The organism is Jannaschia helgolandensis (assembly GCF_900109285.1).
GTDB classification, from domain to species: Bacteria; Pseudomonadota; Alphaproteobacteria; order Rhodobacterales; family Rhodobacteraceae; genus Jannaschia; species Jannaschia helgolandensis.
Genome location: NZ_FNZQ01000001.1, coordinates 1,021,949 through 1,038,969, shown reverse-complemented (window position 1 = coordinate 1,038,969; position 17,021 = coordinate 1,021,949). Strand labels below are relative to the sequence as shown.

15 protein-coding genes and 1 pseudogene are annotated in these 17,021 nt (G+C 62.4%); 8 read left to right on the top strand and 8 right to left on the bottom strand.

From position 1 onward, the window contains the following. Nucleotides 1–18: 18 nt before the first annotated feature. Genes BMY38_RS05085 through BMY38_RS05075 form a run of 3 tightly spaced genes read right to left on the bottom strand, consistent with a single transcriptional unit; the run spans nucleotide 19 to nucleotide 2,065 of the window. Nucleotides 19–1,119, bottom strand: a complete 1,101-nt coding sequence (locus BMY38_RS05085) for a DUF3618 domain-containing protein (RefSeq protein WP_092760341.1) — start codon at nucleotides 1,117–1,119, stop codon at nucleotides 19–21. Then, nucleotides 1,119–1,514, bottom strand: a complete 396-nt coding sequence (locus BMY38_RS05080; RefSeq protein WP_092760339.1) for a phage holin family protein — start codon at nucleotides 1,512–1,514, stop codon at nucleotides 1,119–1,121. The genes BMY38_RS05085 and BMY38_RS05080 overlap by 1 nt, the downstream gene beginning before the upstream one ends. Then, nucleotides 1,511–2,065 carry a V-type ATP synthase subunit E family protein gene (locus BMY38_RS05075; RefSeq protein ID WP_139204656.1) on the bottom strand — a complete coding sequence of 185 codons (555 nt, stop codon included), beginning with the start codon at nucleotides 2,063–2,065 and terminating at the stop codon, nucleotides 1,511–1,513. The genes BMY38_RS05080 and BMY38_RS05075 overlap by 4 nt, the downstream gene beginning before the upstream one ends. Before the next feature lie 286 nt (nucleotides 2,066–2,351). Between BMY38_RS05075 and BMY38_RS05070 the strand changes: the two are divergent. The 3 genes and pseudogenes from BMY38_RS05070 to BMY38_RS05060 form a co-directional block, all read left to right on the top strand. Next, nucleotides 2,352–2,805 (top strand): annotated as a pseudogene (locus BMY38_RS05070) (radical SAM protein); the annotation flags it as partial. Between the two features lie 555 nt (nucleotides 2,806–3,360). Further along, the gene (gene otsB, locus BMY38_RS05065; RefSeq protein ID WP_217638782.1) at nucleotides 3,361–4,119 is read left to right on the top strand and encodes a trehalose-phosphatase; all 759 of its coding nucleotides are present in this window, start codon (nucleotides 3,361–3,363) and stop codon (nucleotides 4,117–4,119) included. After that, nucleotides 4,112–5,515: an alpha,alpha-trehalose-phosphate synthase (UDP-forming) gene (locus BMY38_RS05060; RefSeq protein WP_245737499.1), complete on the top strand. Its 1,404-nt coding sequence runs from the start codon at nucleotides 4,112–4,114 to the stop codon at nucleotides 5,513–5,515. Before otsB ends, BMY38_RS05060 begins: the two co-directional genes overlap by 8 nt. 18 nt (nucleotides 5,516–5,533) lie before the next feature. Here BMY38_RS05060 and BMY38_RS05055 read toward each other — a convergent pair whose 3' ends face one another. The 4 genes from BMY38_RS05055 to fsa all read right to left on the bottom strand — a co-directional run bounded on the left by BMY38_RS05055 (nucleotide 5,534) and on the right by fsa (nucleotide 9,130). After that, entirely contained in the window at nucleotides 5,534–6,382 is an 849-nt protein-coding gene (locus tag BMY38_RS05055) for an alpha/beta hydrolase (RefSeq protein ID WP_092760333.1), read from the bottom strand. A gap of 333 nt (nucleotides 6,383–6,715) precedes the next feature. After that, nucleotides 6,716–7,642 carry a tyrosine recombinase XerC gene (locus BMY38_RS05050; protein ID WP_092760331.1) on the bottom strand — a complete coding sequence of 309 codons (927 nt, stop codon included), beginning with the start codon at nucleotides 7,640–7,642 and terminating at the stop codon, nucleotides 6,716–6,718. 7 nt (nucleotides 7,643–7,649) lie between these two features. After that, entirely contained in the window at nucleotides 7,650–8,348 is a 699-nt protein-coding gene (locus BMY38_RS05045; protein WP_092760329.1) for a DUF484 family protein, read from the bottom strand. 128 nt (nucleotides 8,349–8,476) lie between these two features. Next, the gene (fsa, locus tag BMY38_RS05040) at nucleotides 8,477–9,130 is read right to left on the bottom strand and encodes a fructose-6-phosphate aldolase (RefSeq protein ID WP_092760327.1); all 654 of its coding nucleotides are present in this window, start codon (nucleotides 9,128–9,130) and stop codon (nucleotides 8,477–8,479) included. 63 nt (nucleotides 9,131–9,193) lie between these two features. On the opposite strand from fsa, the gene BMY38_RS05035 reads away from it, so the two are divergent. The 5 genes from BMY38_RS05035 to BMY38_RS05015 all read left to right on the top strand — a co-directional run bounded on the left by BMY38_RS05035 (nucleotide 9,194) and on the right by BMY38_RS05015 (nucleotide 14,961). Then, nucleotides 9,194–9,823 (top strand): LysE family translocator, encoded by a 630-nt coding sequence (locus BMY38_RS05035; protein ID WP_092760325.1) that lies wholly within the window; start codon nucleotides 9,194–9,196, stop codon nucleotides 9,821–9,823. A 54-nt stretch (nucleotides 9,824–9,877) separates the two neighbouring features. Further along, complete coding sequence (locus tag BMY38_RS05030) at nucleotides 9,878–12,076, top strand: primosomal protein N' (RefSeq protein ID WP_424337760.1); 2,199 nt, start codon at nucleotides 9,878–9,880, stop codon at nucleotides 12,074–12,076. Nucleotides 12,077–12,143: 67 nt separating this feature from the next. Then, nucleotides 12,144–13,226, top strand: coding sequence for a histidinol-phosphate transaminase (hisC, locus tag BMY38_RS05025; protein ID WP_092760321.1), 1,083 nt, complete (start codon nucleotides 12,144–12,146; stop codon nucleotides 13,224–13,226). After that, nucleotides 13,211–14,131, top strand: coding sequence for a prephenate/arogenate dehydrogenase family protein (locus BMY38_RS05020; protein ID WP_092760319.1), 921 nt, complete (start codon nucleotides 13,211–13,213; stop codon nucleotides 14,129–14,131). The genes hisC and BMY38_RS05020 overlap by 16 nt, the downstream gene beginning before the upstream one ends. Continuing rightward, nucleotides 14,128–14,961: an extensin-like domain-containing protein gene (locus tag BMY38_RS05015; protein WP_092760317.1), complete on the top strand. Its 834-nt coding sequence runs from the start codon at nucleotides 14,128–14,130 to the stop codon at nucleotides 14,959–14,961. The genes BMY38_RS05020 and BMY38_RS05015 overlap by 4 nt, the downstream gene beginning before the upstream one ends. Here BMY38_RS05015 and BMY38_RS05010 read toward each other — a convergent pair. Further along, the gene (locus tag BMY38_RS05010) at nucleotides 14,958–17,021 is read right to left on the bottom strand and encodes a peptidoglycan -binding protein (protein WP_092760315.1); all 2,064 of its coding nucleotides are present in this window, start codon (nucleotides 17,019–17,021) and stop codon (nucleotides 14,958–14,960) included. The genes BMY38_RS05015 and BMY38_RS05010 overlap by 4 nt on opposite strands.

Genomic DNA, 17,021 nt, shown 5'->3' with positions numbered 1-17,021 from the left:
TTTACATATATGTGAACCCTAGCTGACCGAGCTTCCAAGGTCGCGTTTGTCGGCTTCGTCCGCGGCAGCATCCTTGATACGGTCGGCCGCGGACTTTGCCTTGTCTTCCGCCGCAGATACGGCCTCGTTACCGGACGGTGTGCCGGACTTGATATCTTCCAGCGTTTCCGTCGCGACAGCCTTGGCTTCACGGGCGGCGGCTTCGGCCACGGCGCGCAGTTTGGCGGCTTCAGCGCGATACACGCGCTCTGCTTCGGACAGGGCGCGATCACGATAGACGCCAAGATATTCGTCTTCCTTGCGGGTCCGCGGCAGTGCCGCTCCTATCATTGCGCCGATACCGAACGCGACAAGGGCACCGATCAATGGCTGCTGATTAAAGGCATCCTTACCGGATGCGGCATAATCACGGGCACGGGCTTCCAGGCGACGCTCGGCATCCCATGCGGCCTCGCGGGCGGCGATTACACGGTCACGTGCTGTATCGGTCATATTTTCGGTTCCCTCCATAAGGCGTTCGCGCAGGCTTTTGCCGCCGTCCGCCGCTGTGGTTTCAGAGCTATGCATCCAGGATGAAATGGAATCGCGGACATCGCTAGCCATTCCTCTGATGCGTTCCAGATAGCTGGACTCCGTCTCTCCTCTGGCCCGGATGACGGGGTCATATACATCGCCTTCGGCTGTAGCGACGCGTGTGTCGAAGCCTTCCGTCGAAGACTCCGCATGGCGAAATCCCCGAACCTGCTGATAGTCACGGTGGTCATAGCCAACTTCTGGTTCGTGACGTTCAAGATGCATATCATGCGGTTCGTCATCGAATGTGGATTGCGGACGCACCGGCATAGGGCGTTCGCGTATCCTCGTGTGTTTCCTGGCCGGACCGGCAATCAGCCACGCAAGACCCACGCCGGTGACGGCCAGGGCAAGCGGGTTGTCGCGCGCTTGCTTCAATGCGGTTCCCGCGAACTCACCACCGTTATCCCGTAACATACCGGATACACGGTCCACGATGACTTCAGGCGAAAATTGCCGTTGCAGGCTTTCAAGGGAACGCGCCAGTTCAACACGTTCCAGCTCGATCTCACGTTCGATCTGGTCTGTAGAACGATCATCGGTCATCACATCGTCTCCTTAACCGCATCAGCGTCGCGCTTCAGGTTCTTGACCGTTCGCGACGGGGCCAGACTGGTCAATTTGAGGTCATTGACCCCCTTCATGACCATTCCGAGCGCAATCAGAGCAAGTGTTCCGCCCACGATCAAAGCCGACCATCCGGCATCGAGACCCAGTTCGGTGATGGCGGCGACCAACGCGGCTGCCAATACGTTCAGCGCAACCAGTGCGATGACCATCGCACCGACCAGAAGGCCGATGGCAACGCCAGCGCGGTTGATGTTTGTGGATACTTCGGCGCGGGCAAGGTCGAATTCCTTGCGGATCAGCGACGAGACATGGGCCAGCACATCCGAAATCAGACTTGCCGGTCCCTTTGGGGATTGGCTGTGCTGGTTCATGAGCGGTAACCACGGTCGATCTGACGGTCATAGGGCGTATTGCTCACACCTGCGGTCGGCGACTCGAACCGGACATCGGCTGTCGACCGTTCCGACGCCTTGAGCATCCGCGCGGCGGCGAAACCCAGAAGTGCGGCACCACCCAAGACGACAGCAGGATTGCGGCGTGCAAACGATGTCAGATCATCGGCAAGCGAACCCAGATCCTGTCGGCGGATCATGTCGGCAGCCTGACTCAGGTTCGAAGCCAGATAATCGGCGGCCTGAGCCTGATAACTGTCATCGCCGAACTGGCGGCCTGCATCGCGAATCTGTTCCACTGTACGCTCGATGTTGTCGGTCGCATAGTCCTTGGCATCCTCCACCCTTTCGTCGGCGGCGGAACGGGCCTGATCGGCCAGTTTGGAGGCCTCGGACTTGGCTTTCGACTTCAAATCGGACGCTTTGCTCGTGGCGGCAGACTTGGCATCAGAGGCCATTTCGGAAGCAGTAGCATCGCTATGCTGTTGCCCTGTAGACGACGGGGGGGGCGTAGTCTTGTTAACGGACATGATAGTCTCCTGTCGTTTGTGAATGTTCAGAATTGATCTGGTTGTGTTCAGGCGATGAAGCTGATGACAGCCAGCGCAACAACGACGACACCGATGATGTAGAAAATGCTGTTCATTGTGGTCTCTCCGGTTTCATGGCCCGCCAAGCTCTAAGGGCGGAAATTCGCAGATCGCTCTTGCTATCTGGCTTCACAACGCCGCGAGCGGCGAACCTGTTCCCGCCACCTCGGATTCGCTGTTTCTGCCGCTCTTGCCGGGGCGGCGAATAAGAACATACACAGAACATATGGCAAAAATGACGATTCAGGACAAACTGGCTCTGCTGTCGGATGCAGCCAAATACGACGCCAGTTGCGCGTCATCGGGAACATCCAGACGCGGGGTCGCGCGATGGCAAGGGGCTGGGCTCGACTAAGGGGTCGGGCATTTGTCATGCCTATGCGCGGGACGGCCGATGTATCTCTCTGCTCAAGATTTTAATGACGAATTATTGTGTCTACGACTGCGCCTATTGCGTAAATCGCGTCTCATCGAATGTCCCTCGCGCCCGGTTTACCGTGGACGAGGTGGTCTGGCTGACGACCGAATTCTGTCGGCGCAATTACATCGAAGGGTTGTTTCTGTCCTCCGGCGTTTTGCGGTCCTCGGATTATACGATGGAGGAAATGGTTCGTATCGCTGAAAAGCTCCGGGCACAGGGCTTCCGGGGATACATTCACCTCAAGACTATCCCCGGAGCGATCGCGCTGCACGCTCTGACGGGTGACGGCAGCAGGGTTTTGAAACGTCGCGGCGGGATGGAGCGGACAAGAGACGGCCGCCCGCTTCTGGTCACGCTCCACCCCAGCTGTCTGCTGCGTCTGCCCGACTCACAGGCCCGGGACCGCGCCACGGAGGATTTCCGCAACGATTTGGTGCATGCAGTGGAAATGCTGCGTGTGCGGGCGGGATGATCTGACTTCGCGCATCGGCTGAATCTTGCTTCCGCTATCTCTTTTTGCTGCGTAAATATCGGGCAGAAAACTCTTATTTGCACATCTAGGCGTCAGCGTCGTCACTGCGCTGGGCGTCCCTAGGTAGGCTTGCTAAATGATAGCCGGAACTTTGGCTGCAAAAACAGGTTAGACTAATACAATATTCAAATGCTCAAGGATGCGTCGCGTGACCTCTATTTCAGTTGTCGTTGCTTCGCGCAGATACCTGTCGACCTCAGGTCGGCTGGATAGGTGTTCCGCATGCAAGCGGGTCAGATCAGGGAATGTGGCCAAATGCAGTATTATCAGATGACAGGTTTCATGGGTATGACCGACCAACCCGCCGAAGCGGTGGGCGATTTCAAATTGCCTGATGCTGACCAGTCCGCCCTGTATCTGGATTTCGACGGCACACTCGTAGAAATTGCCGAACGTCCCGACGACATCGATGTGACCGCTAGCATTACCGGCATTCTGGACCGCGCGATGGATCGGCTGGACGGTCGCGTCGCCCTGGTCTCGGGCCGGTCCATTGCGGACCTTCAGAAATTCCTTCCCGACTTCAAGGGCGCACTGATCGGCACTCATGGGGCCGAAATGCATATCGACGGTGTCCATTCCAAACTGGTCGAGTTCGATGAGGATACGGTTCGCCGACTTTGCCGGTTGGTCGACGACTTCGCCAAACTTTGCCCGTCGTTTCTGGTCGAACACAAGCCCTCCGGCGTTGTGCTGCATTATCGACAGGCTGAAGAATGCGGTGCACTTGCATTGCGGTTCATGGAAAGCCTGGCGATGGCCGCCGACGGGTTCCGGCTGCAACCCGCACTGATGGCCTATGAGTTGAAGCCCGAATGCGTCGGCAAGGACATCGCGCTTACCCGGTTGATGGATCGTCTGCCATTCCGGGGGAAAACGCCGATCTATGCCGGTGATGATCTGACGGACGAGCCGGCTTTGCAACTGGTCGAACATCGGAAAGGCTATGCCATCAAGATCGGCGAAGCCGAAACCGTTGCATCTCATCGCTTGCCCGACCCCAAATCGCTGTTGCTAAAACTGGAGGATTGGCTTGTCTGAACTCGTGATCGACGACGCGCCATTTTCGGACAGTCCGGTCGGGACAGGACGGCTCATCGTCGTCTCAAACCGCATACCCAAAAGCAACGAAGTCCCCGCAGGCGGACTGGTCAATGCCATGCACGAAGCCCTGACAGGGGCCGGTGGGTTATGGATCGGGGCAGCCGATCCGAGCGAACAGGCGCTGGACGGTCTGACAAGGATCGGCAGCGGCGACTATGACCGGGCAACCTTTGCGATTACCGAGGCAGAGCATATCGGCTACTACCTTGGCTATTCGAATTCGGTTCTCTGGCCCCTTTTCCACCATCGCCCCGATCTACTGGATATTTCCGAAAGCGAATTCGAGGCTTATGCCGCCGTCAACCGCCGTGTGGCGCGAGCCATCGCCTCTACCGTGAAACCGGACGATCTGATCTGGATTCAGGACTATCATTTCCTGATGGTAGCGCAGGAATTGCGGGCCCTCGGCATCGCCAACCGCATCGGCCTGTTCCTTCATATCCCCTTTCCCAACCCGACGGATGTGATGGCCCTGCCGCAGGTCGCGGCACTGTCCTCATGGTTGGCCGCGCATGATATCGTCGGCCTTCAGACCATGCGCGACGTGACTTCGGCAAATGAGGTCCTGCGTCACGACCCCAAGGCTCAGGTCCTTCGCGGCGGCAAATGGCTGCGCGAGAACCGGACATTCTCCGTGCTCAGCTTTCCGATCGGCATCGACGCCGAGAAGTTCGCAAAAACGGCTGAGGCCGCGCGCAAGCCAGACCTGCAACTTGCTGACGATGCTCCGCTTCTGATCGGTGTCGACCGTCTGGATTATTCCAAGGGCCTTGTTCAGCGCTTCGAGGCCTTCGACGATTATCTTTCACGCCGCGCCAAGGGCGACCCGCGCCCGACATTTCTGCAAATTGCCCCACCGTCGCGCGAAGATGTCGCCGCATATCAGGAAATCCGAGAGGAGCTAGAGCGCACTGCCGGATCCATCAACGGTGCTCATGCCGACCTGGACTGGACGCCTTTGCGTTATGTTCGCCGCCACGTCGACCGCGATCTTATCGCCGGTCTATATCGCCGCGCGGACGCCGCTCTGGTGACGCCGCTTGCCGATGGCATGAATATCGTCGCCAAGGAATTCGTGGCGGCGCAGGATGCGGAGGATCCAGGCGTTCTGATCCTGTCGCATTTCGCCGGTGCCGCCGAACAAATGGACGCGGCCCTGCTGATCAATCCTTTCGACAAACGCAGCTTTTCCGATGCCATAGACCGAGCTATCCATATGCCTCTGGAAGAACGTCGTGAACGTCACCAGACCCTGCGCGAAGGCGTGTTTGAAAAAGATATTCGCTGGTGGACCGACTCTTTCCTTGCCCGCTTGTCGCAGGTCAGACCTTAGCGCGGATGGCGCGCCAGATCAGTCTTGGGGCGTCAGCGACTTGGCAAATTCGGCGGCACGGTCCAAAGATTCCGTCGCCGCAGCCCAATCAGGCGCCCAGATTTGTGCCATGTGCATCAAGTTTTCTGTCACCGTAAGGTGAATGTCCGCGCCAGCTTCTTCTGCCCGCGCAAACAGCAACCTCGAATCGTCCAGCAGAACCTCGTGCGCGCCGACTTCGATCCATGTCGGCGGTAGCAAGGACAGATCATCCAGAAGTGGCGAAACCTGCGGGTCGGTTGTGGAGCGATCCCCAAAACACAGTTTTGCCAGATACTTGTCACACCTGTCGTCAAAGTCAGGGGCATCCTTGTCCGCCTGGGCACGCGTCTTGCTCAATCCACTGCGATCGGTATTCGGTGAAAACAGAAGAAGACCCGCGATCGGCCTGCCTTTTCGGGCCAGATCCAGTGCCGTGACCAGGGCCAGGTGCCCACCTGCGTTATCGCCCGCCAAAATCGGTGCCGACCCGGACGGAACGGCCGCCAGCGCCGCGTCCAGTTGCGCGGGCCACTGGTGGTCGGGGGCCAGTGGATAATGCGGAAGATGCACGACGAAACCATGTGTATCACTGATATATCGGGCGATCCCGGCATGCGTGTCAGGCCCGCCGAATACATAGCCGCCACCATGAAACCAGATAATCCGAGGCAGGTTGCCACCCCCCGTTTCGGGACGGAAGCTCCGGGTGGCATCGTCCAGTCCGGCCGATGTTCCCAATACGCGATGGCGAAAGTTCTCGCGCATCTCGTCCGGGCTCTGACCCAGCGGAAAAGCTTTGATCCGGGCCAGAATGTCCTCGCGGGAAGCAGGGCCAGAGGGTTCCATCAGATGCCCCCCGTCTGAACCGCGCGCCCGTCCACATGCCCGTTCGATCCGGTCACACAATACGCGCGCTTCGACATCATACCAGCGATCATGAATGCCTCTTCCCCGGTTCGTCTTATCATAATGCCATCGGTCAATTCGATCTTGAGGAATGCAGCCGCATTGCCGTCAAACAACACACCTTCCCGCAAATAGTCCCGGCTTATAGCCAAGAAAAGCTAAGGATGGTGGATTTCGCCGTGTCATAGGCCACTTCGTCAGGCCAGGGCTGCGTTCCGCAGGCATTATCCTAAAGGAACAACCTGAAATATCGTTTGCTATCGGCACCTGACGCTATCTGCCGTGCGGATGGGCACGGGCATAGGTTTCCATCAGGTGTACCGTATCGACAGCCGTATAGGCCTGCGTCGTGGACAGGCTGGCGTGGCCCAGAAGCTCCTGAATTGAGCGAAGATCGCCACCTGCCTCCAACAGATGCGTGGCGAAGGAATGACGCAGCGCATGCGGCGTGGCCGACGCGGGCAAACCCAGTTGCATTCTGGCCCGCGCCATCACGCCCGCAACGATCCGCCCGTTCAGGGCCCCGCCCCGCGCACCCCGGAACAGCGGGCCATCATCGGTCAGATCGAAAGGACAGGCCGCAATATATCGTTCAACAGCGTCGCGCGCAGCAGGAAGAACGGGCACCAATCGTTCCTTGCCGCCTTTGCCCTTGATCCGCAAAACATCGGCCAGCGGCGCATCGCCTCCCGTCAGACCCAGCCCTTCGGAAATGCGCAGGCCGCAGCCGTACAGCACCGTCACGACCGCCACATCCCGCGCCGCGATCCAAGGCGTGTCATGCTGCATCCCGACTGTCTCGATCAGATCTTTTGCCGCATCTTTCGCCAAGGGGCGGGGCAGCGGTTTGCGGAATTTCGGCGCGCGTGTCGACAGGATCGCGGTCGGATCAAACCCTTCCCGTTCGGACAACCAGCGTGCAAAGGATTTTACCGCCGACAAATGCCGTGCGACCGACCGTCCGCCTGTGCCGTGCAACCGCTGATCGGCCATCCAGGCGCGCATATCCGCCGTCCGCAAACGCCCGATCTCGGCCAAGCCCATAGGTCCGCCGCGATGTCCCGCCTGAAATGCCAGAAACGCCGTGACATCGCGCGCATAGGCCGTCAGCGTGTTCTCCGCCGCCCCGTCCAGCGCCCGCATGTGGTCGCCCCACGCCTGCAACGCGTCGCGCGCGCCGGGACTGATTTCCAGCGTCATCCGGGCCTCAGCCCAAGCATCGCCGCACGACACGCTCGAACGCGGCGGTGAAAAAGGTCAGCAGCTCGGTGCCCTGATTGGCGCGAAACTGGTGCGGATCTTCCGACCCGAAAGCCAACATTCCGGGCAGGCGCCCGTCGCCCAAATCCAGCTTCAGCAAGGCTTCGGAGCGGACCCAATCGGAATCGCCGCCAAAAACCTTTTCGGATGCGGGCGCGCATTGGCGAAGCGTTACCTGCCGCACCGGAACATCGCGGCCCTGAGTGATATAGGTTTCCACGAATCCTTCACGCACCGGCGAGATGACCAGATGCGGCACTTCGCCCGGTTCAGCGGATTCCAGCACCAGCCGCACACGGTCGACACGCACGATATCGGCCAACTCGCCCGGCAGCAGATCCAGCAACCCCGGCAGGTTTTCCGCTTCCAGCAGTTTCAGGACGCAGCGGTGAATCTGGTTCGTCCCGGCAAGGTTTTCATAGGCGGCGGCGATCACGCTGCGATGCGTATCTTCCAGACGATCCAGCCGCGCCTCCAGCCGTTCCATCGCAATACCGCGCAGATCGACGATGTTCTTGCCCATCTGCCGCTCGTTCGCGGCGATCAGTGCCCGCATCAAATCGCGATCTTCCAATATCATGTCGGGGTCTGTCAGGACGCGGTCACGCCAATCGTGACCCACGGCGCGCGCGGTCTGGTCTGCCATCTGCTCTCTCTCCGGTCTTTGCCGATTGCATTTCAGATAGCACAGAGAATTCGGGCCGGGGGCGACAAAATCGCACCCGGCCCGGTGTTTTGCAGTCGGTGTGGCCCGAAGGCCCGCAACCCTTCCGATCAGACGATCTTGATGCCCGCCTTTTCGGCATCCTTCAGGAATTGTGCCAATCCGTTGTCGGTCAATGGGTGCTCGATCATCTTCCTGATGACGCCCGGAGGGGCAGTCGCGACGTCGGCGCCCATCAGCGCAGCGTCCTTCATGTGGTTCGCGCTGCGGATCGATGCGGCAAGAATTTCCGTTTCGAAGCCATAGTTGTCATAGATCGTGCGGATGTCCCCGATCAGGTCCATGCCGTCGATATTGATATCGTCCAGACGGCCAATGAACGGACTGATGAAGGTGGCCCCCGCCTTGGCGGCCAGCAACGCCTGGTTGGCGCTGAAGCACAGGGTCACGTTCACCTTGGTGCCTTCGTCGGACAGCGTCTTGCAGGTCTTCAGTCCGGCCCATGTCAGGGGCACCTTGACACAGATGTTGTCGGCGATCTTGGCCAGATGGCGACCTTCGGCCAGCATCTGATCGGCCTCGGTGGCGACGACTTCGGCGCTGACCGGGCCATCGACCAGATCACAGATTTCCTTGGTGACCTCCAAGATGTCGCGGCCCGACTTGGCGATCAGCGACGGGTTGGTGGTCACGCCATCGACCATACCCAGGTCGTTCAACTCCCGGATGGCGTCGATATCAGCGGTATCTACGAAGAATTTCATGGCGTCCTCGGCGTATGAATGGTTCGCTTTCCTGTACCGCTAACTGCTTCCAAGGACCAGCCCATGGACCTCACACTCTGGCTGACATTCGCCGCCGCCTCGACCGCCCTTCTGCTGATCCCCGGCCCCACCGTCCTTCTGGTGATGAGCTATGCGCTCAGCCAGGGACGCCGCGTTGCCGTTGCCTCGGCCACAGGGGTTGCCTTGGGCGACATAAGTGCGATGACCGCCTCGCTGGCGGGTCTGGGCGCATTGATTCTGGCATCGGCCGCGTTTTTTACAGTGCTGAAATGGGTCGGCGCGGCCTATCTGATCTGGATGGGCTGGCGACTGTTCCGATCCGTCGGTGGCGCCATGCTCGGCCGCATCGGCGAAACCCGCAGCATTCCCGCGCGGGAAGTGTTCGGCCACGCCGCACTGGTCACCGCGCTGAACCCGAAATCCATCGTGTTCTTTATTGCCTTCGTCCCGCAGTTCCTGCGCCCGGAAGCCCCGCTGATCCCGCAATTTGCCATCCTGACCGCGACATTCGTGGCCCTCGCGTTGCTGAACGCGCTGGCCTATGCGCTACTGGCGGACCGGTTGCGGACGGGCTTGAAGCGGCCTGCGGTGCTACGGCGCATCACGCAGGGCGGCGGCATAGCCTTGATGGCGATGGGCGTGGTGACGGCGTTGACCAGGCGCACGGCCTGATCGCGTTCCCGGAACCCGACGCTGCCTCTGGCATCGGCGCGCGCGAGGCGCGATATGACCCCCATGTCCCGCCTCCATCCCCCCGGCGCGCCCGTTGCGGTGCTGACCACGCAACCGCTGGACCGCGCGCTGGATTATCGTGCGCCGCCGGGTGGCGTGCAGGACGGAGCCTTCGTCGAGGTTCCGCTAGGCCCGCGCAAGGTTCTGGGTGTGGTCTGGGGGGACGCCGCCGGGGATTGGCCGGTCGAAAAACTGCGCCCCATTGCCCGAATTCTGAATGTGCCGCCAATGGGTGAAGCGTTCCGCGATTTCCTGGAAAAGTCCGCCGCTTATACCCTGACCCCCCTGCCCGCGATGTTGCGCCTTGGCCTGCGCGCGCCGGGCTTGGGCGAAACGCCGGGCAAACGCCGTGTCTATGCGATTGGTACCGGCGCGCCGGATCGCGTGACGCCCGCTCGACTCAAAGTGATCGACGTCCTGCGCGACCGGCCCGGCGACCTCTTCGCGCTGTCGGAACTCGCCGGGATGGCCGAGGTTTCGACCAGTGTCGTCAAGGGCCTCGTCGCATCCGGGGCGGTGCTGGAACAGGACATGCCGCGCGATGCGGACTTCCCGCCACTGGACCCGAAACGCCCCGGCAAACCGCTGGCTCCCGATCAGCAGCAGGCGGCGGATACGCTGCAGGCCGCCATTGCGTCCGGCGGATATGGGACCACGCTGCTCAAGGGCGTAACCGGCTCGGGCAAGACCGAGGTCTATCTGGAGGCTGTCGCAGAATGTCTGTCGCACGGGCGGCAAGTCCTTGTGCTGCTGCCTGAAATTGCACTGACCGCCGAATTTCTGACCCGTGTCAAAGCGCGTTTCGGTGCGCACCCGGCTGAATGGCACTCCGGCGTCACGCAGTCCGAACGACGGCGCTGCTGGGCCAAGGTCGCCAGCGGCCAGGCCCGGCTGGTCGTGGGCGCACGGTCGTCGCTTTTCCTGCCGTTCCAGGACCTTGGCCTGATCGTCGTCGATGAAGAACACGACACCTCCTACAAACAGGAAGACGGCGTGCTTTATTCGGCCCGCGACATGGCCGTCTTGCGCGCGTCCTGCGAAGGGGCACAGGTCGTGCTGGCCACGGCGACCCCGTCCTTGGAAAGCTGGGCAAATGCGGAACTGGGCAAATACAAGCGCCTGGATCTGACCTCACGTTTCGGCGATGCAGTCCTGCCCAAACTGAGGACCGTCGACATGCGCGACGAGGATCTGCCGGGCGGACGCTGGGTTTCGCCCACCCTGAAGCGCGAAATCGAGACCCGGATCATCGCGGGCGAGCAAAGCCTGATCTTTCTGAACCGGCGCGGCTATGCTCCGGTCACGCTCTGCCGTGCCTGCGGCCAACAGGTTGCCTGCCATCAATGCGATGCGCGGATGGTCGAACACCGCTTCCTGAAACGCCTGATGTGCCACCAATGCGGCGAAACCGCGCCGATGCCGCCAGCCTGCCCAAGCTGCGGCGTGGAAGGCAAGCTGGCTGCCGTCGGTCCCGGTGTCGAGCGCATGGCCGAGGAGGTAACGGCGCTGTTCCCCGAAGCCCGTATCGCCATTCTGTCGTCGGACCTGTTCGGCTCCGCCCGCGCGCTGAAGGCCAAGGTCGAGGAGATCGCGCGGGGCGGCGCGGATATCATCGTCGGCACGCAACTGGTGGCAAAGGGTCACAACTTTCCGCATCTCACCCTGGTCGGCGTGATCGACGCGGACCTCGGCCTGCAAGGCAGCGATCTGCGCGCCGCCGAACGCACATTTCAACTGATGCGACAGGTTTCAGGACGGGCGGGTCGCGCTGACAAGCCGGGCGAGGCCCTGCTGCAGACCTATCAACCCGAACATCCGGTAATTCGCGCGATCCTGTCGGGCGACGAGGAGAGTTTCCTGCGCGAAGAGGCCGACCAGCGTCGCGCCGCCGGTGTTCCGCCCTATGGCCGGATGGCCGGGATCGTGATCTCCGACCCGGACGCCGCCACCGCCTTCGACGTCGGCAATGCGCTGGCCCGTCGTTCGCAACCGTTGGAAAGCGTCGGCGCGGAAATCTATGGCCCTGCGCCCGCTCCGATTGCGCGCATCCGGGGTCGGCACCGCGTCCGTCTTCTGGTCAAGGCCCCGCGCCAAGCCCCGATCCAGCCCGCGCTGGCCGCCTGGGTCGCACAGATCGACCTGCCCCGCTCGACCCGGCTGAGCATCGACATCGACCCGCAGAGCTTTCTGTAACGGACCGGAATTGCCCCCGCCATGACGTGCGCGTAGAACGTACCGGACCACGGGGGGAGTGACCCAGATGAACGCCGCGCCGACACCTCAACCGGGGATCATGGAGATCGAGCTGTATCAAGGCGGCGCGTCGAAGGTCGACGGCGTGACCGACATCCTGAAGCTGTCGTCGAACGAAAACCCCTACGGTGCCCCGGAAAGCGCGCGGATTGCCGCCGCCGAGGCCACGCAGGTCATGCACCTCTATCCGAACACCGACCACGCATCCCTGCGGGCAGCCATCGCCGAAGTGCACGACCTCGACCCCGACCGTATCGTCTGCGGTGTCGGCAGCGACGAAATCATCCATTTGCTGTGTCAGGCCTATGTTGGCCCCGGCGACGAGGTGCTGCACACCGAGCATGGTTTCCTGATGTATGCGATCAGCGCGCGGGCGGCCGGTGCCACACCCGTCAAGGTGCCGGAGCGGGACCGCACGGTCGATGTCGACGCGCTGCTGGCCGGGGTGACCGAAGCCACACGCCTTGTTTTTATCGCCAACCCTGCGAACCCCACAGGCACGCTGCTGAACGGACAGGACGTGGTGCGGCTGGCCGATGGGCTGCCGGACGGGTGCCTGCTGGTTCTCGACGGTGCCTATGCCGAATTTGCTGACGACTTCGACGGCGGGCTGGGGCTGGCGCAGCACCGCGAGAATGTCTTTGCGACACGGACATTCTCCAAACTTTACGGTCTGGGCGGACTGCGGGTCGGCTGGGGCTATGGTTCACGCGCCGTCGTCGACGTGCTGAACCGCATTCGAGGACCGTTCAACCTGTCGAACGTGGCGCTGGCAGCGGCCGAGGCCGCGGTGCGCGACCGCGATTTCGCCGCCCGATGCGTTGCCGACAACACGGTGCAGCGGGCGCGGTTGCGCAAGGGGCTTGCCGGTCTGAACCTGCCCTCCGACCCGTCTGCGGCAAATTTCGTCCTAGCAAGGTTCGCAGACGAGGCGGAGGCCACCTCCTGCGATGCCTTCCTGAAATCGCGTGGCGTGATCGTGCGGCACCCGAAGAGCTATGGTTTTCCGGATTGCCTTCGGATCACCGTAGGGGACGCGGCAGGCGTGGACCGTTTGCTCGAAGGGATCGCGGCATGGCGCGAACAGTGATCTACGAACGTGTCGCCCTGATCGGTCTGGGCCTGATCGCCGGATCGATGGGCCTGCGGATGAAACGCGACGGATTAGCGGGCGAAGTCGTCGGGACTGCACGGTCGGCCAAGACACGCGATATGGCCGTAGGCCTCGGACTGTGTGACCGCGTCACCGACACGGCGGCGGAGGCCGTGCAAGACGCCGACCTGGTCGTGCTTTGCGTGCCTGTCGGCGCAATGGAGGATGTCGCCCGCGAGATCGGCCCGCACCTGAAACCGGGCGCAACCGTCAGCGATGTCGGCTCAGTCAAGCGCGCCGTGGCCGAGGCGATTGGTCCACACCTGCCGGACGGTGTCGATTTCATTCCGGCACACCCGCTGGCCGGCACTGAACATTCCGGCCCGGAATCGGGCTTCCCGGAGCTGTTCGACAACCGTTGGTGCCTGCTGACGCCGGTGACCGACTCGCCCGACGCGGTGGAACGTCTGACCCGATTCTGGCGCGCCATGGGCTCGAACGTCGAGACGATGGACGCCGATCACCATGACCTCGTGTTGGCCGTCACCAGCCACGCGCCGCATCTGATCGCCTATACGATGGTTGGCGTGGCCGACGATCTGCGCCGAGTGACCGACAGCGAAGTCATCAAATATTCCGCCGCCGGTTTTCGCGATTTCACCCGCATCGCGGCCAGCGACCCGGTGATGTGGCGCGATGTTTTTCTGAACAACAAGGACGCTACGCTGGAAATTCTCGGGCGCTTCACCGAAGAGCTGTTTTCGCTTCAGCGTGCCATTCGCAAGGGCGACGGCGAGATGCTGCACGAGTATTTTACCCGCACCCGTGCCATCCGGCGCGGCGTCATCGAAGCGGGTCAGGACACCGACAAGCCGGATTTCGGACGGGGGACAAAACCATGAAATGGATCGTATTCGCCGCTGCCATTCTCGCTTCCGGAGCGCAGGCCGACATTCATCCGACGCCGCGACCTGCGCCACAGGATGACGTCGTATCGTCGCGGGGGGCGACCGCGATCCAGACTTCGACACGCCCGGTCGAACGGATGATGCCGCAGGACCGGCAGGTCGTGACAAGCACCGAGGCCAGCCGCACGCAAGTGCCGCGCAACGACAGCGGCGGCACCGTACAGATGTCGGATCGGCCGCGTTTCCGGCCCGATACGTTGATCCCTGCCGCCAGCCGCACGCCGCGCCGGTCACGCGACGGCGGTGGCGGACTATGCGGGCGCAGTTCGATTCAGGGAACGGCAATAGCGCCGGTTACCGGCCCCGGTGCCTGCGGCATCCCCGACGCTGTGCGCGTTAGCCGCGTTTCGGGTGTCCAGTTGACCCGGCCTGCCCGGATGGATTGCGACACCGCGACTGCACTGGACGATTGGGTGCGAACGGGCCTGCTGCCGACCATCGGGCGCACCGGCGGTGGGGCGGTCGGGCTGCAGGTCGCGGCGGGGTATGCCTGTCGGTCACGGAACAGCCAGGCAGGGGCCAGGGTCAGCGAACACGCCAAGGGCCGCGCCATCGACATCTCGGCGATCCAGCTTGCGAACGGGTCGCGGATCACCGTGCTGACCGATTGGAACCGGGGCGCCAATGGTCGGATGCTACGGACTCTTTGGCGGGCGGCCTGCGGTCCGTTCGGCACGGTACTGGGGCCGGATTCGGACCGATATCACCTCGATCATTTCCACCTGGATACCGCCGACTATCGTTCGGGCAGTTACTGTCGCTAACGCTCGGTCAGCTTCATTTCGATACGCCGGTTGCGGGCGCGGGCCGCCTCTGTATTCGCGGGATCGACGGGCCGGAACTCACCGAATCCGGTGGGGGCCAGCCGCTTGGGCGGCACGCCCAGTTCTTCGATCATGAACAACGCGACCGACAAAGCGCGCGCCTGACTCAACTCCCAGTTGTTGGCGTATTTTCCAAAACCAGACAGCGGCACGTTGTCGGTATGACCATCGACGCGCAGCACCCAGTCAATGCCTTCGGGAATCTGGTCAGCGACGTCGAGGATCACTTCCGCGACTTGCTCGATCTGGCGGCGACCCTCTGCCCCAAGGTCCGCCTGACCTTGCGCGAACAGGACTTCGGACGAAAAGACAAAGCGGTCACCGACGATCTCGACGCCCTCGCGTCCAGCCAGCACCTCGCGCAACTGACCGAAGAATTCAGACCGGAATTTCTCGAGGTTCTCGGCCTCGGCCGCCAGACGTTCGGCGCGGGCCCGTTCTTCTGCCGCGACCTTGGCCAGCGCGGCATTCAGACGATTGCCCAGACTGTCGAGCTGGACGCGGGCTTCGGCTTCGCTTGCCTCCGACGCGCTGAGAAGGCCCTGCAAGCCGCTCAGTTGAGTCCGAAGCTCCGCGACCTGCTGGTTCAGCGCTGCTGCTTCACGCTGGGCGGCAATCCTGTCGTCTTCCACGGCGGCCAGTTCTGTTCGCGCCTGATCCAGCAGGACGGCCATCCGGTCCGCGTCGGTCATCGCGTCTTGCGCGGCGTCTTCGGCGGCCAGACGGTTGGCAAGCGCTATGGCCAGCTTGTCCTGCACCTCGGCCTCGGACGCGCGGGCCGCATCCTGCGCTGCAAGGGCCTCGGTCAGGCGGCGCTCCAGCTCGGCACGACGGACTTCAGCTTCGGCCACCGTGTCGCCCCGTGCTTGCAGCTCCGCCTGCAGCCGGGCCAACTGGGCCTGCAAATCTGCTTCAGACGTGTCGCGAAGTTCAAGCGCGGCCAGCGCCGCCGCAAGCCGGTCCTCCATCGTCGTCGTCGCATCCTGACTTGCGCTCAGATCGGCGACGGCCTGCGCCAGACGGGCGGTCAGGTCGTCGCGCGTCGCCTCGGTGGCGGCCAGCAGCGTCAGCGTATCCTCGGCCTTCTGCCGCTGTTCTTCCAACGCAAGCGTCATTGCGGTCAGTTCGGCATCGGAATTGGCAAGGCGTTCGCGCAGGGCTTCGGCCGCGGCCTGTTCCGCCAGACGCGCGGCTTCGGCATCCGTCAGCGTCGTTTCTGCATCCGCAAGTCGCGCGCGCAGTGCTTCGGCAGCGGCCAGTTCGGCCAGTCGCGCGGCCTCCTCCGCATCCAGATCGGCCTGCAAATCCGTGATCTGGGTTTGAAAGGTTTCCACCGTGGCCTGCTGTCCCTCCAGCGCCGCGAGCGTCTGGGCCAGCGTCGCCGCCTGCGTTTCCGATTGTGCGCGCAGATCGGCCAGAAGCTCCTCCACCGCCTCACGCTGGGCGGCGGCCAATCGCGCAGCCTCGACGCCTTCGTCGATTTCCTCCCGGGCAGAGGCCAGTGCAAGTTGCAACGCCTCGCGTTCGTCGATGATGCGTGTCAATTCACCCTGCGTCGTCTCCAGCTGACCGGCCAGCGCGCTGCGTTCGCCTTCGGTTGTCTCAAGTGCGGTCGTCAGACGATTGCGCGTCGCGATCAGGGAGGCGACCTGCTCCTCGAAGCTGCTGACACGGGCGGTCAGATCGTCACGCTGCGCCGACAATGTAGCGATCAGCGCGGCCTGCGTGTCGCGCTCCGCTCCAAGGCTTGCGACCTGATTTTCAAGGTTGGCGGCGCGCTGATTTTCAAGCCCCAGCGCCTGCGCCAGCGATGCCAGTTGCTCGCCCAGAGCATCCAGTTCCTGACCCTGCCCCTCGATCGTTTCGGACAGGACGAACTGGACGATCATGAAGATCGACAACACGAACATCAGAACCAGCAGAAGCGCCGTCATCGCGTCGACGAAACCGGGCCAGACGTTGGCCGTGAACCGTTGACCGCTGCGCCGCTGGAATGCCAT

Coding starts and splice junctions, on each gene's coding strand:
- BMY38_RS05035 (WP_092760325.1), top strand. CDS start 9,194: ATGGACCTCACACTCTGGCTGACATTCGCCGCCGCCTCGACCGCCCTT.
- BMY38_RS05045 (WP_092760329.1), bottom strand. CDS start 8,348: ATGGCAGACCAGACCGCGCGCGCCGTGGGTCACGATTGGCGTGACCGC.
- BMY38_RS05015 (WP_092760317.1), top strand. CDS start 14,128: ATGAAATGGATCGTATTCGCCGCTGCCATTCTCGCTTCCGGAGCGCAG.
- BMY38_RS05080 (WP_092760339.1), bottom strand. CDS start 1,514: ATGAACCAGCACAGCCAATCCCCAAAGGGACCGGCAAGTCTGATTTCG.
- BMY38_RS05050 (WP_092760331.1), bottom strand. CDS start 7,642: ATGACGCTGGAAATCAGTCCCGGCGCGCGCGACGCGTTGCAGGCGTGG.
- fsa (WP_092760327.1), bottom strand. CDS start 9,130: ATGAAATTCTTCGTAGATACCGCTGATATCGACGCCATCCGGGAGTTG.
- otsB (WP_217638782.1), top strand. CDS start 3,361: ATGGGTATGACCGACCAACCCGCCGAAGCGGTGGGCGATTTCAAATTG.
- BMY38_RS05055 (WP_092760333.1), bottom strand. CDS start 6,382: ATGGAACCCTCTGGCCCTGCTTCCCGCGAGGACATTCTGGCCCGGATC.
- BMY38_RS05030 (WP_424337760.1), top strand. CDS start 9,878: ATGACCCCCATGTCCCGCCTCCATCCCCCCGGCGCGCCCGTTGCGGTG.
- BMY38_RS05085 (WP_092760341.1), bottom strand. CDS start 1,119: ATGACCGATGATCGTTCTACAGACCAGATCGAACGTGAGATCGAGCTG.
- BMY38_RS05020 (WP_092760319.1), top strand. CDS start 13,211: ATGGCGCGAACAGTGATCTACGAACGTGTCGCCCTGATCGGTCTGGGC.
- BMY38_RS05075 (WP_139204656.1), bottom strand. CDS start 2,065: ATGTCCGTTAACAAGACTACGCCCCCCCCGTCGTCTACAGGGCAACAG.
- BMY38_RS05010 (WP_092760315.1), bottom strand. CDS start 17,021: ATGGCATTCCAGCGGCGCAGCGGTCAACGGTTCACGGCCAACGTCTGG.
- hisC (WP_092760321.1), top strand. CDS start 12,144: ATGAACGCCGCGCCGACACCTCAACCGGGGATCATGGAGATCGAGCTG.